We start from the raw sequence: 13,812 nt of genomic DNA on the forward strand, positions 1-13,812 counted from the left end.
ACATAGGCCTGCACCACCGCAATCAGCAGTTCCAGTGCGGTGAGCGCGACATTGACGGTCAGCGGCACCAGCCCGAACACATAGGGCAGCGCCTCGAACGAGCCGAGCGCCACGACGAAGCCGCCGAACACCTTCAGCAGGACGTGGCCGGCGGTCATGTTGGCGAAAAGCCGGATGGCCAGCGTGAACGGACGCGACAGGAACGACAGGAACTCGATCACCGCCACCAGCGGCAGCACGAACAGCGGCGTACCCTCGGGCAGGAACAGCGTGAAGAAATGCAGGCCATGCTTGGCAAAGCCGACGATCAGCACCAGCGCGAAGACGATGATCGCCAGCCCGAAGGTGACGGCGATATGGCTGGTCGGCGTGAAGCTGTGGACGAACGGCACCAGGCCGAGCAAATTGCAGGACAGCACGAACACGAACAGCGCAAAGATCAGCGGCGCATACTTCAGGCCCTCGCGGCCGACATTCTCGCGCAACATGTCTCGGATAAAGTCATAAAGATATTCGACCGCCGCCTGGGCCCGGCCGGGGATCAGCTGCGGCTTCGCCGTGCCGATGAACAGGAAGGCCGAGATCGCCAGCAGCGAGATCAGCATCCACAGCGCCGAATTGTTGAACGACAGATCCTGGCCCGCAACAAGGATTTCCGGACCGATCCGCTCGATCTCGAACTGCTGCATGGGATTGGCCATGTTACTCCTCGTCCTCCTGCGACTGCTTGCGCAGGACGCTTCGCAGCCCCGTGGCGAACCCCAGCAGCAGCATCACGATCAGTCCCCAGGGGCCGGACCCGAACTGGCGGTCGATAAACCAGCCGATGAAACCACCGGCGAGCATCGCCCCGACAAATTCCGTCGCCACCGACCATCCCGCGCTTTCGGCACGTTTCGATCCGTCACGACGCCCGCGTTCAGCCGCTCTCGCTGCCGCAATACGCCTTGAAAGCGCATCATCTGGCTTGCTGTCATCGGCCAAGCGGGGGAACCCCTGTCAGACACTCTCGGATACCGCGCCGCCGGAACACCACCGACACTGCATCAACGCCGTCGGGTTCCTGCAAGGCAGGCCCTTCCGGCTATCGGCGCGCGTCTATCCGCCGCCTTGATGCGTGTCAACCTTGCAGCGTGCAACGCAACATGGCGCGCGGTCTCCCGCGCGCCATGCTGATGTGTGAAAAGCGAGGTGGATGCGCCTCAGTTGCGCCGGTCACGCCCGCCGCGCTGGCCGCCATCCGGACGACCGCCGCGCTGGCCCTGCCAGCCCGACTGGGGACGCTGGGACTGGGGACGCTGAAAATCAGGACGCTGGGCCTGGCGCTCGACCCGGCGCTCCTGGCGCTGGACCTGGTTCTGTTGGCGCACCACACGCTGCTGCTGGCGGATGACCTGACCCTGCTGGCGGACCACCCGCTGCTGCTGGCGGACCTGGCCCGGCGGCAGCCCCTGGCGGGCGATCGAACCGCCGATGGCGCGGCCGACAATCGGCGGCCGCTGGACGATCCGCGGCTGCCAGTAGCCACGCTGGCGCTGGTTCCAGGCGCTGCGGTTGCCGCGGCGATCATAGACATAAGCACCGCTGCCGGGATAATAGTAATTATCATACCAACCAAAGCCCGATCCCGAATAACCAACCGGGACATTACGCCATCCATAAGGGTCGCCCCAGTATTGATCGTAACCGGCATAGCCGCGATCATAACCGGGTGCGCGACCATAAGCATATTGATCAGCACAGGCGCCAAGGCCCATTGAAGCAATCACCAAGGCACCCACTGCAAGTATTTTCTTGTTGAACATGGCAATCTCCGTTCTTGTTACAGAGATTCGCATTAATCGATTGAACAGGGTGTGAACCCCTTCGCAGTAATTCAGGCGACGGCCAGCAATCGTTCGGCGGCCTGCAGGTCGACGCTGACCAGCTGCGAGACGCCCGGCTCGCCCATCGTCACGCCGTAAAGCCGGTGCATCCGGCTCATCGACACCGCATTATGGGTGACGATCAGAAAGCGCGTCGCCGTTGCCGCTGCCATCCGGTCGAGCAGGTCGCAGAATCGCTCGACATTGGCGTCGTCGAGCGGCGCGTCGACCTCGTCGAGCACGCAGATCGGCGACGGATTGGCGAGGAACAGCGCGAAGATCAGCGCCGTGGCGGTCAGCGCCTGCTCGCCGCCGGACAATAGCGTCAAAGACTGCAGCTTCTTGCCGGGCGGTTGGGCCATGATTTCCAGCCCCGCCTCGAGCGGATCCTCAGCGTCGATCAACGCCAGCCGCGCCTCGCCGCCGCCGAAAAGATCGGTGAACAAGGTCTGGAAATGGCCGTTGACCGCCTCGAATGCGGCCGCCAGCCGGGCCCGGCCCTCGCGGTTGAGGCTGCCGATCGAGCCGCGCAGCCGGGCGATGGCGGTTTCCAGCTCGGCCTTCTCGCTGACAACGGTCTCGGCCTGGACGGTCAGTTCCTGCAGCTCGATGTCGGCGCGCAGGTTGACCGGTCCCAGCCGCTCGCGCTCGGCCAGCAGCGCCTCGTGGCTTTCGGCCAGCGCCGGCACGTCAGCGGCCGCCACGCTGTCCGGCGCAAAGCCGAACCGGCCGGGCAGCATCGGCGGCGAGCAGCCGAAGCGCTCGCCGCAGCCGCGCTCGACTTCGGCCTGCGCCGCCGCCTGGTGCTCGGCTTCGGCGCGGGTGGTGGCGCGGCGTTCGCGGGCTTCGGCCACCGCCGCATCGGCGGCGCGCGCTGCTGCCGCCAGCCGCGCGGCTTCGGCATCGGCGGCGGCCAGGGCATCGGCAGCGGCGGTGCGTACCGTCTCAAGGTCCGACACCCGGCTGGCGAGGCCGGCAATTTCGGTGACGATCGCTGCGCCGCGCGCCGCCAATGCCGTGCGTTCGGCCTCGACGGCGCCGCGCCGTGCCGCCAGCTCCTCAGCCTGGCCGCTGCTCGCCGCCAGCCGGGCCAGCCAGCGCTGGCGTTCCTGGCCGATTGCCGCCAGCCGCGTGCTCGCCGCCTCGCTGTCCCGCTGGCGCGCCGCTGAGGTAGCCTGGGCATCGGCGGCGGCGGTGCGCGCCGCCGTTGCTGCCGCGCGCGCCCGCGCGAGCAATTCGGAGAGATCGGCCAGCGCCGCCTCGCCGGGCAGCGCCGCCTCGGCCTCGGCGACCTCGGCGGAGAGACGTTCTCGCTCGGCCGCCAGCCGCTCGGCGGCGGTGCCGAGGCTCGCCGCCTCGCCGGCCAGCCGGGCCGCTGCCTGTTCGGCCGCTGCCAGCCGGGCACGGGCATCGGCCAGCGCCCGCGCCACCTGCTCCCGACCGGCGCGGGCCGCGCGCTCGGCAGCCTGGGCCTTGCCGGCGGCTTCGACCGCGCCGGCCAGCGCCGCACTTGCCTCGTTGAGCGTCGCCTCGGCCCGGGCGGCTTCAGCAGCGACTTCGCCGGCACGGCGCCGGGCGCGCAACCGTGCCGCCGCGGCCTCGGCGCGGCCGCCGGCCTCGCGGTAGCCATCCCACCGCCAAAGCCGGCCTTCGAGGCTGACTAGTCGCTGGCCGGGCGCGAGATGCACGGCCAGCGCCTCGCCATCGGCCGCCGCAACGACACCGATCTGCACCAGCCGGCGCGCCAGTTCGGCAGGGGCGCGGACATGGGCGGCCAAGGGCGCGGCACCCTCGGGCAGCGCCGGGTCCCCTGCCCCCGCTGACCCCGCCCAGCGCCGGGGGGCGTTGCTCGCCGCCGGCCCGGCTTCGAGCTCGTCGCCAAGGGCGGCGGCCAATGCTTGTTCATAGCCGGCGTCGGTCTCGATCATCTCGGCGATGCGCGGACCCTTGGCCTGGTCGGCCGCCAGCCGCCGGCCCAGCGCCTCGGCCTCTGCCTTGAGCCCGGCCAGCGTCGCCCGCGCTGCCGCCTGCGCCGCCGATGCCTGTTCGCGCGCCGCATCGGCCTCCGGGCGCGCCGCCTCGGCCTCGGCCAGCGCCGTTTCGGCCTCGGCCAGCCCGGCCTGCGTCGCTGTCACCGCTTCGGCCAGCGCCGCCGTTTCCGGCGGCACTGCCAGCCGGGTGCGGCGGGCTTCCAGATCGCGCTGCTCGGCCTCCAGCCGCGCCAGCCGCGCCGCTGCCGCGCGTGCCGCTTCGGCACGCGACCGCGCCTCGGCGGCGGCGGCGGCATGGGCATCGAGCGCGGCGGCCAAGGCAGCCTCGGCGATTGCGGCTTCCGCTGAAGCTTCGGCCGCCGCCTGCTTGAGTGCCGGCAGCGCCGCCTCGGCCGCCGCGCGGGCGGCGGTGAGCGCGTCGGCCTCCTGCACCAGCCGCGCCTCGGCGGCGGCGGCATCTTCGGCCAGACCCGCCTCGCGCGCGGCATCGCGGGCGATGGTGGCGAGCTGGCCGGCCAGCGCCTGGTCGCGGGTCCGCGCCGACGCCGCCTCGGCATCGAGCAGGGCGCGTGCCTGCCGCACCGCCTGCACCGCCGCTGCCGCCTCGGCCTCGGCCTGGCGCAGCGCCGGCAGCGCGGCGGTGGCGTCAGCGGCGTCGGCGGCCAGCGCGGCGGCGGCACGGGTGCGCTCGTCGGCGACCGCCTCGGCCGTCTTCACCGCCGCCTGCGCCGCCTGCGCCGCCTCGCGCGCCGCCAGCCATCGCGCCCAGGTCAGTGCCGCCTCGCCGGCCTTGATCTGGTCGGACAGCGCCCGGTAGCGCTCGGCGACGCGGGCCTGCCGCTTCAGCCCGCCGATCTGGCTCTCCAGCCCCTTCACCACGTCATCGAGCCGGGAGAGATTGGCCTCGGCGGCGCGCAGCCGGATTTCGGCCTCGCGGCGGCGGACATGCAGCCCGGCGATGCCGGCGGCTTCCTCCAGCAGCGCCCGGCGCTCGGCCGGCTTGGCGGCGATGATGCTGCTGATCCGGCCCTGGCCGACGATCGCTGGCGAATGGGCGCCGGTGGCACTGTCGGCGAACAGCAGCCGCACATCCTGGGCCCGGCTGTCCCGCCCGTTGATCCGATAGTCGGAGCCGGCGCCGCGCTCGATCCGGCGCGATACCTCGATCTCCTCGCCCGCAGCACCCGCCAGCCCCAGCGTAACCTGGGCGAAGCTGCGCGGCGGCCGCTGGCCGGTGCCGGCGAAGATCACATCGTCCATGCCGCCCGAGCGCATCGACTTGGGGCTGCCCTCCCCCATCACCCAGCGCAGGGCCTCGAGCAGGTTGGACTTGCCGCAGCCATTGGGGCCGACGACGCCGGTCAGCCCGGGTTCGATCCGCAGTTCAGCCGGCTCGACAAAGGATTTGAACCCCGCCAGTCTGAGCCGCCTGAACTCCAATGTGCCCTGCCCCCCCGGGTCTTGCGCCGGCGCTAGTTCAGCGCCGCCTGAAGCTTGGGCTCCAGCGTCTTCCAGTCATAGGTGTCGGCCTGGGTCTTGCCGTTGATGATGAAGCCCGGCGTGCCGGTCAGCTTGTACGTTTCGGTGGCCTGGGTGCGCATGTCGGCCAGCGTCTTCAGCGCCGCCTGATCGGACAGGCAGGCATCGAAGCGCGCCTTGGGGATGCCGCGCGTCCGCACATAGGCATCGAGCTTGCCGGCCTGGGCCAGGCCGATGATCTGCTGGTCCTGCGGCAGTGCCTGGAGCTTTTTCTGCTCCTCGGGGGAGAGCTTGGTGAACGGCTCGACCCAGCTCGCCTGGTCAGTGAAGAAGGAATTGAGCAGGCCGAAGAACGGCCCGGCCCCCTGGCAGCGGGCGAGCAGCGAGGCGGCATAGTCCGGGCCGTTGAGCACGAAGTTGCGGAATTCATAGCTGACATCGCCCGAAGCGACATATTTGCTCTTGATCGTGGCGCTCGCCGCCTCGTGGAAGTCCTTGCAGTGCGGGCAGGTCAGCGACGCGAACTCGACGAGCTTTACCCGGGCATTGGGATTGCCCATGCGGATGCCGCCCTCGGGTGTCATCGAAACGACCTCGGTCCAGGGCTTGCTGGCCGGCTTGCCGGCGGGCTTGGCACCGGGGCTCGCCGACTTGGCCGCCGCCGGCGTCACCGCCGCCGCATCGTCGTTCGCCGCCGCATCGCAGCCGGCGGCCAGCGACGCCACACCCGCCACCAGCATCAGCCGCCCGAAACTGTTCCCGAAAACGCGCATCATGACCTCGTCATTTCACCGGCACCGCGCCGGACACAGTATCAGGCATACGGCATAGGAGGGCGCTCGAACAAGAGCGCCATCACCTGACGATCGGCAGCCCGCGCGTCGTCGCCAGCGCCTGCGCCAGCGATTCGAGGCTGGCGCGCAGATCGGGGTCGGCGATGTCGCGCAGCGTCGAGCGGGTTTCATCGGACAGCACGGCAGTGGCGCCGGGCGCCGGCGGCCGGTCGTGGCCGCGCTCGTCGTCGATATCGGCATGGCGCAGCCGCACCTGCGCCACCGCGCCATGCCCGAGCACGCGGTTGACGCGCTCGATCAGCTGCGGCTCGACATGCTTGAGCATCGGCGCCAGCGCGCCGGTCACCGCCACCTCGAGCGTGCCGCCGGACTTCTCGCCGCGCCGGAAGCGCAGCCCCTCGGGCCGGCTGTGCCGCGCATAAGCGACGCCGACGATCTCCGACCAGCGTTCGACCAGCGCGCCCTGGGCAAAACCGAAGCGCTTGAACGCCATGCCGCCGACCTGCGGCATCACGTCCGCCACCCGCCGCGCCCCCAGCGCGCGGGGGCGCGGGCGCGGCGTGTCGGTTTTGTCCCCTGTCATCGAGTCTCTGGCCATCGCCGGCATCATGCCATAGCGATCGGCCGATGCCCATGCTCACCGACGCGCTTCTGGACTGGTATGGCGCCAATGCCCGGCCGCTGGCATGGCGGCGGCTGCCCGGCGCGCCGCTGCCGACCGATCCGGATTGGCCCTATCGGGTCTGGCTCGCCGAGATCATGCTCCAGCAGACGACGACCGAAACGGTCGGTCCCTATTATAAGGCCTTCCTCGCCCGCTGGCCGGGCTTCGCCGCGCTCGCCGCCGCGCCAGACAATGACGTGATGGAGGCCTGGGCGGGGCTCGGCTATTATGCCCGGGCGCGCAACCTGCTCGCCTGCGCCCGCGCCGTCGTCGCCGATCATGACGGCAGGCTGCCGGCGGACGAGGCGGCGCTCCGGCAGCTGCCGGGGATCGGCGCCTATACTGCCGCCGCCGTCGCCGCCTTCGCCCATGGCGCGCGAGCGATCATCATCGACGGCAATGTCGAACGGGTCATCACCCGGCTGGCGGCGATCGACACGCCGCTGCCCGCCGCCCGCCGCGAGATCGCCGCGGTGCTTGAAGAGCTGACCCCGGACGGGCTGGCGGCGGCAGACTTTGCGCAAGCGCTGATGGACCTGGCGCGGCGGATCTGCACGCCGCGGGCGCCGCGCTGCGGCCAGTGCCCGCTCGAAAGCGGCTGCAAAGCGGCCGGAAATCTGCCCGAAACCTACCCCAGAAAGGCCGAAAAGCGCCCCCGGCCGACCCGATCCGGCGCGGTCTGGTGGTTGGAGAGCGGCGGCGAGGTGCTGACCGTCATCCGCCCGCCGCGCGGCCTGCTCGGCGGCATGCGCGGGCTGCCGGACGGCGAGCGGCCGCCGGTGGAGGGCGACTGGCAGCTGCTCGGGCAGATCACCCATGGCTTCACCCATTTTACCCTGGTGCTCGGCGTCCACGCGCTCCGCCTGGCGCAAAAGCCTGATATCGCGGGCGAATGGATCGCGATCCAACAGGCCGATGGCGGCTTCCCGACATTGTTCCAAAAGGCCATAACGCTGGCGCGCGCCCAATTGGCGCCGGAGACTCCATGACCGACATCTTTAACAGCTTCTTCAGGGGCTTCGAACCGCCGGTAACCGGCATCACCGGCTCGCCGCTCGACCGCGCCGACCATCTCCGCCGCGATCCCGAGCAGGTGCAGCAGATGCAGGCCAGCGCCACCGCGCGCTGGCTGGTGCTCGACAGTTTGAAGCCCGTAGTGACGGACGATGACCGGTTGTTCTGGGCAACCGCCGATGACCTGCCCGAGGCGGCGCCGATGGTGTTTCTCGGGCTGGACAGTGACGGCGCGCCGCGCTTTGCCGCCAGTGCCAGCGCGATTCCGCTACTGGCGCGTCACGGCGGGCGGGTGATCGATGCCCGCAGCGCCGCGATGCTGATGCCGCCGGGCCAGGCGGCGATCCTGGCGCAGGCGCGGTCGCTGCTCGACTGGCATGCCCGGCATGGCCATTGCGCGGTCTGCGGCGCGGCGACGGCGCCGACCAAGGCGGGCTATTGCCGCCAGTGCCCGGCCTGCGGCGCCGAGCATTTCCCGCGCACCGATCCGGTGGTGATCATGCTGGCGATCAAGGGCGATCATGCGCTGGTCGGGCGGCAGCCGGGGTTTCCGCCGCGAATGTTCTCGGCGCTGGCCGGGTTCGTGGAACCGGGGGAAAGTCTGGAGGAGGCGGTAGCGCGCGAGATCTTCGAGGAGGCGGGCATCCGCACCGGCCGGGTGCGTTATCTCGCCAGCCAGCCCTGGCCGTTCCCGTCGTCGCTGATGATCGCCTGCCTCGCCGAGGCGCTCGGCCATGAGATTGCGCTCGATACCGAGGAGCTGGAGGAGGCGCGCTGGGTGAGCAAGGACGAGGTGCGTGCGGCGCTGGCCGGCGAGGGCGCCTGGCTGGCGCCGCCGCCGATGGCCATCGCCCATACGCTGCTGGCGAGCTGGGCGAAGGGCTGAGGCTTTATTTGGCGACGAGGCGGGTTGCGTCCTCGGGCGGCATCGGCCGGCCGAACAGATAGCCCTGGATCTGGGTGCAGCCGAGCGCCCGGCAGGTCTCGAACTCGGCGCGGGTTTCGGTGCCTTCGGCGGTGGTGGTCATGTCGAGTGAGGCGGCCAGCCGGACGATCGATTCGATGATGGCGCTGGCCTCCGAGCCGGGGCCGGCGCGCGAGACGAAGCTGCGGTCAATCTTGATGCGGCTGAAGGCGACCTTCTGCAAATAGCCCAGCGCCGAATAGCCGGTGCCGAAATCATCGAGCGCAAAGGCGATGCCCAGCGCGTGCAGCTCGGCGAGCCGCAGGATGGTATCGGGCTTTTCATCAAGGAACAGCCGCTCGGTGATCTCGAGTTCCAGTCGATCGGGCGTCAGCCTGTTGTCGGCGAGCGCCCTGCGGACGACATCGACCAGTTGCGAATCATGGATCTGCGCCGGCGAAAGATTGACCGCGATGGTGATCGCAGTCGGCCAGCGCGCCGCCCAGCGGCACGCCTCGGCGATCACCCAATGGCCGATAGGAACGATATGGCCGGTTTCCTCGGCCACCGGGATGAACTGATCCGGCGCGATCGGACCGAGGGTTGGATGCGTCCAGCGGAGCAGCGCCTCGAAGCCGACGATCCGCTCATCGGCCGCCTGGACGACCGGCTGGAAAGCGAGGCTGAACTCGCCGCGCGCCATGGCCGTGCCCAGCGCGGCCTCGAGACGGGTGCGATGCTCGGCCCGCTCGCGGATCGAGACATCGAACCGCCGCGCCGCGCCGCGGCCGTTCGCCTTGACCTCGTGCAGCGCCAGGTCGGCGCTTTTCAGCAGCCGGTCGGGCGTGGCGCCGTCTTCCGGCCCCAGCGCCCAGCCGACGCTGGCGCCGCAGACAAGCGCCTGCCCTTCCGCCCGGATCGGTGCGGCCAGCGCCGCCACGATGGCCGACGCGAGGGCATTTGCCCGGCGCGGGGTAGTCACCGGGATCAGCACGGCAAATTCGTCGCCGCCGAGACGGGCGATGGTGCCGCCGCCGCCGATGGTTTCCCGGAGCCGGTCGGCGACGTCGCGCAATAGCCCGTCGCCGGCGGCATGGCCCAGGCTGTCGTTGACGAACTTGAACCGATCGAGATCGATCGACAGCACGCCGCACGGGCGCCGGGTGCAGGCGGCGCGGGCCAGCGCCTCTTCCAGGGCCTCGCGAAACAGCGCGCGATTGGCCAGCCCGGTCAGCGGATCAAAACGGGCAAGCTGGGCGATCCGCACCTGGCTGCGCCGCACCTCTGTGACGTCGCGGCCGACGCCGCGAAACCCGGCAAAGCGACCGTCCGGCTCGAAACGCGGGGTGCCGGAAATGGCCCACCAGCGGGTTTCCGCGCCGATATGTGCCGGCACCGTCAGATCGCGAAAAGGCCGGCGGCTGTGGAAGACATTGGCGAGTGCCCGCAGAGCGGCGCGCTCCTCGCTGCTGTCGGCCGGGCCGAGAATGTCCGACAGGCGCTGACCGATGAGCGTGCCATAGGGCTGACCGGCGATCTCGGCGAAGCGCGGCGAGGCGTGCAGCAGCCGACCACAGGCATCGACTTCGATCAGCCAATCCGAGCCATTGGCCTCGAACTCGTCGAGCAGCAGCCGGACAATGGCGTTGCGCTCGATCAGATCATCCTGTGTGCGCAGCCGCGACATCAGGGCGAAGCTCGTCACCATGACGCCCCGGCAGATGACAAAGGCATAGCTGACGATTGCTACCACCACCGGCGGGCTGCCGATCGTCGCCCCCGGCGGCAGCGTGAGCAGCAGTCCACCCGCAATCATCAGGCACAGTCCGATGCCGCAGACCGGCATGATGGCGGTTGCGAAGCCCACGCCGCCCATGGCGGCCAGCGACAGCACCATCAACAGCAACTGATCATCGTCGTTGGCCTGAGGCATCATCACGGCCAACATCACCGCCCAGAGCAGGCCGAAGCAGAGGATCTCGGCATTGATCATCCAGAACTGGCGCCGGCTGACTGGCGCCGGCTCGCGCTGCAACGGAACGCGCCGCCGCCGACGCACCATCCAGACCGCGCCAAGTCCGGCGAGTACCGTGACCCATGTCACGAGGAAATCGGCGCGCGGATGATCGCCGAACAAGGTGACCAGCAGCAGGACGTTGATCAGCAGCAGCCCGATGTTCATCGGGACATAGCGATTGAGCGAGGCGATCTGCGCAGCCCGGACGCGCGAATAGAAATCGAGATCGGCGCCGTCCTGGTCGAAGCCGAGCACCTGCTTCCAGCCCAGTCGCTGACCAGCCGGAATCGGCGGCCGAAACATTGCCGTCATGCGCCACTCCCAACCGCTTTGCGGTATCTCAAGCTCTTAGCGGCCGACGAGCGCCAAATTTAAGCCGAGCCGGCGGCGATCGGCATCGGCGGCCTTGGCTTTGCGGCAAATGTTCTCTAATCGTTCGCCCATGTCTGCGTCCCCCGTCTCTTCCCAGGCCGAGCCGCCATGGCTGGCCGGCCTGAACGCCCCGCAGCGCGAGGCGGTGACATCGCTCGAAGGTCCGGTGCTGATCCTCGCCGGCGCGGGCACTGGCAAGACCCGGGCGCTGACGGCGCGGCTGGCGCAGATCCTGTGGACGCGACGGGCCTGGCCGTCCGAGGTGCTGGCCGTCACCTTCACCAACAAGGCGGCGCGTGAAATGCGGCACCGGATGGGGATATTGCTCGGCGCCGACCATCCGCTTGGCCAGGAGGGACTGCCCTGGCTGGGCACCTTCCATGCGATGGCCGCGCGGATGCTGCGCCGCCACGCCGGTCTGGTCGGGCTGGAGTCGGGGTTCACCATTCTCGATACCGACGACCAGCTGCGGCTGCTGAAGCAGACCATCGCCGAGGCCGGCATCGACGAGAAGCGCTGGCCGGCCAAGCAGCTGGCCCATCTGATCGACCGCTGGAAGAACCGCGGCCAGATACCGGCGGCGGTGCCGCCCGGCGAAAGCCATGCCTATGCCGATGGCAAGGGCGCGGCGCTCTATGCGCGCTATCAGCAGCGGCTGGCGGCGCTCAACGCCGCCGATTTCGGCGATCTGCTGCTGCACATGCTGACCATTTTCGAGCAGCACCCCGATGTGCTGGCTGACTATCAGCGGCGGTTCAAATATATCCTCGTCGACGAGTATCAGGATACCAACATCGCCCAGTATCAATGGCTGAAGGCGCTGGCCGGCACCCGTCACAATATCGCCTGCGTCGGCGACGACGACCAGTCGATCTACAGTTGGCGCGGCGCCGAGGTTGCCAACATCCTGCGCTTCGAAGTGGATTTCCCGGGAGCCCGGATGATCCGGCTCGAGCAGAACTATCGCTCGCAGCCGAATATCCTGTCGGCGGCCAACGGGCTGATCGCCCACAACACCGGCCGTCTCGGCAAGACGCTGCATACCGACCAGAGGCGCGGCGAGCCGGTGCACCTGCTCGGCGTCTGGGACGGGCCGGAGGAGGCGCGGCAGATCGGCGACAAGGTCGAGCAGCTGGCGCGCGACGGATCGAGCCTCAACGACATGGCCATCCTCGTCCGCGCCCAGCACCAGACGCGCGAGTTCGAGGACCGGTTCATCGCCATCGGCATGCCGTACAAGATCATCGGCGGCTTCCGCTTCTACGAGCGCGCCGAAATCCGCGACGCGCTGGCCTATCTTCGGCTCGTCGCCTCGCCGAATGACGGGCTGGCGTTCGAGCGGATCATCAACACGCCGCGGCGCGGGCTCGGCGACAAGGCGATGGCGAGCCTCCACCATCTCGCTCGTCAGATGGACCGGCCGTTGACCGAGGCCGCGGCTGAACTGGTGGAGACCGACGCGCTGACGCCGGCGGCGCGGCGCGGGCTAAAGGGGCTGCTCAAGGATCTGGCGCGCTGGCGCGAGGCGGCGGCCGATACCCCGCACCCCGAGCTGGCGCGGATCGTGCTGGAAGAATCGGGCTATGTGGCGATGCTGCAGGCCGACAAGTCGCCGGATGCGGCCGGCCGGCTCGACAATCTGATCGAGCTGCCGCGCGCCATGGAGGATTATCCGTCACTGGTGGCGTTCCTCGAGCATGTCAGCCTGGTGATGGACAATGACGCGTCGGACGCGACCGAGAAACTGACGATCATGACGCTCCATGCCGCCAAGGGGCTGGAGTTCGACCATGTCTTCCTGCCCGGCTGGGAGGAAGGGCTGTTCCCCAACCAGCGGGCGCTCGACGAGGGCGGCAATGCCGCGCTGGAGGAAGAGCGGCGGCTGGCCTATGTCGGCATCACCCGGGCGCGGCGCACGGCAAGCATCTTCCACGCCGCCAACCGGCGGATCTACGGCCAATGGACGGCGTCGATCCCGTCGCGGTTCATTGACGAACTGCCGGAGGCGCATGTCGAGACGCGCTCCACCCTGTCCGGCGGGGCGAGCCTGTGGCGCGCGGCGCTGGGCGCGCATGATCCGTTTGCCGATGTGCTGGGGGCGGCACGCGATGCCGGCCGCGACAAGGGACGCGGGCCGGGCTGGGGCCGTGCCGTCCGCTCGACGGCGACGAGTCCGGCGCGCGGGCGGGGACCGATGCTGGAGGCGCGCGCCGTGGTGGTGCCTCAGATTGCGGCAGGCGCGCGCGTGCGGCACGCGAAGTTCGGGGACGGCACGGTGATTTCGGCCGAGGAGGCCAAGCTGGAGATCAGTTTCGACAGCGGCGAGACCCGGCGGGTGATGGCCAGCTTTGTCGAGGTGATTGACGATCAGGTCGTCGAATAGGGCCGGCTGATCGCGCCGAACAGTGGCAGGGTGATCGACGGCGCGACATACATCAGCCCCGGCAATACCAGCATCGCCGCTTCCATTGGTGGCAGGCCCCAGACCCGGTGGGCGAACAGGTACATGCCAGCGAGCAGGAAGAAGTTGACGCGGACGACGAGGCTGAAGGCCAGCACACCGGCCGCCCATTCCCAGCCCAGTACATGGTCAAGACCCAGCCATGCCAGGCCCATCATCACCATTGCAGCAGCGGCGAAAATCGCGCCCATGATATAGCCGAGGACTTCGCGGGCAGCCGCCATGATACGCTCCGTAAACCCTAACGGAGT

The 13,812-nt window shown here is 69.6% G+C and carries 11 protein-coding genes; 3 read left to right on the top strand and 8 right to left on the bottom strand.

Annotation, left to right across the window (positions count from 1 at the left end; all coding sequences use genetic code 11):
* From ACTIFJ_RS02970 to ACTIFJ_RS02995, 6 genes are all read right to left on the bottom strand, one after another.
* A partial coding sequence (locus ACTIFJ_RS02970; RefSeq protein ID WP_439532597.1) for a F0F1 ATP synthase subunit A occupies nt 1-701 on the bottom strand: 701 nt, incomplete at its 3' end.
* Between the two features lies 1 nt (nt 702).
* The gene (locus tag ACTIFJ_RS02975; protein ID WP_439532598.1) at nt 703-870 is read right to left on the bottom strand and encodes an AtpZ/AtpI family protein; all 168 of its coding nucleotides are present in this window, start codon (nt 868-870) and stop codon (nt 703-705) included.
* A 332-nt stretch (nt 871-1,202) separates the two neighbouring features.
* Entirely contained in the window at nt 1,203-1,805 is a 603-nt protein-coding gene (locus ACTIFJ_RS02980) for a hypothetical protein (protein WP_439532599.1), read from the bottom strand.
* A gap of 71 nt (nt 1,806-1,876) precedes the next feature.
* Nucleotides 1,877-5,296, bottom strand: a complete 3,420-nt coding sequence (locus ACTIFJ_RS02985) for a chromosome segregation SMC family protein (protein WP_439532600.1) — start codon at nt 5,294-5,296, stop codon at nt 1,877-1,879.
* Between the two features lie 32 nt (nt 5,297-5,328).
* Nucleotides 5,329-6,111 carry a thioredoxin domain-containing protein gene (locus ACTIFJ_RS02990; RefSeq protein WP_439532601.1) on the bottom strand — a complete coding sequence of 261 codons (783 nt, stop codon included), beginning with the start codon at nt 6,109-6,111 and terminating at the stop codon, nt 5,329-5,331.
* A gap of 79 nt (nt 6,112-6,190) precedes the next feature.
* Complete coding sequence (locus ACTIFJ_RS02995; protein ID WP_439532602.1) at nt 6,191-6,712, bottom strand: DUF721 domain-containing protein; 522 nt, start codon at nt 6,710-6,712, stop codon at nt 6,191-6,193.
* Between the two features lie 44 nt (nt 6,713-6,756).
* Between ACTIFJ_RS02995 and ACTIFJ_RS03000 the strand changes: the two genes are divergently transcribed.
* Nucleotides 6,757-7,782: an A/G-specific adenine glycosylase gene (locus ACTIFJ_RS03000; protein ID WP_439532603.1), complete on the top strand. Its 1,026-nt coding sequence runs from the start codon at nt 6,757-6,759 to the stop codon at nt 7,780-7,782.
* On the top strand, nt 7,779-8,693 hold the full coding sequence (gene nudC / locus ACTIFJ_RS03005) for an NAD(+) diphosphatase (protein ID WP_439532604.1): 915 nt from the start codon (nt 7,779-7,781) through the stop codon (nt 8,691-8,693). The genes ACTIFJ_RS03000 and nudC overlap by 4 nt, the downstream gene beginning before the upstream one ends.
* A 4-nt stretch (nt 8,694-8,697) precedes the next feature.
* On the opposite strand, the gene ACTIFJ_RS03010 is transcribed toward nudC, so the two are convergent.
* Nucleotides 8,698-11,040 (bottom strand): putative bifunctional diguanylate cyclase/phosphodiesterase, encoded by a 2,343-nt coding sequence (locus ACTIFJ_RS03010; protein ID WP_439532605.1) that lies wholly within the window; start codon nt 11,038-11,040, stop codon nt 8,698-8,700.
* Between the two features lie 130 nt (nt 11,041-11,170).
* On the opposite strand from ACTIFJ_RS03010, the gene ACTIFJ_RS03015 reads away from it, so the two are divergent.
* Nucleotides 11,171-13,483 carry an ATP-dependent helicase gene (locus tag ACTIFJ_RS03015; RefSeq protein WP_439532606.1) on the top strand — a complete coding sequence of 771 codons (2,313 nt, stop codon included), beginning with the start codon at nt 11,171-11,173 and terminating at the stop codon, nt 13,481-13,483.
* Here ACTIFJ_RS03015 and ACTIFJ_RS03020 read toward each other — a convergent pair.
* Complete coding sequence (locus tag ACTIFJ_RS03020) at nt 13,468-13,785, bottom strand: hypothetical protein (RefSeq protein ID WP_439532607.1); 318 nt, start codon at nt 13,783-13,785, stop codon at nt 13,468-13,470. The two genes, ACTIFJ_RS03015 and ACTIFJ_RS03020, sit on opposite strands and share 16 nt — an antisense overlap.
* Between the last annotated feature and the right edge of the window lie 27 nt (nt 13,786-13,812).

The organism is Polymorphobacter sp., from assembly GCF_051860865.1.
GTDB lineage: Bacteria > Pseudomonadota > Alphaproteobacteria > Sphingomonadales > Sphingomonadaceae > Sandarakinorhabdus.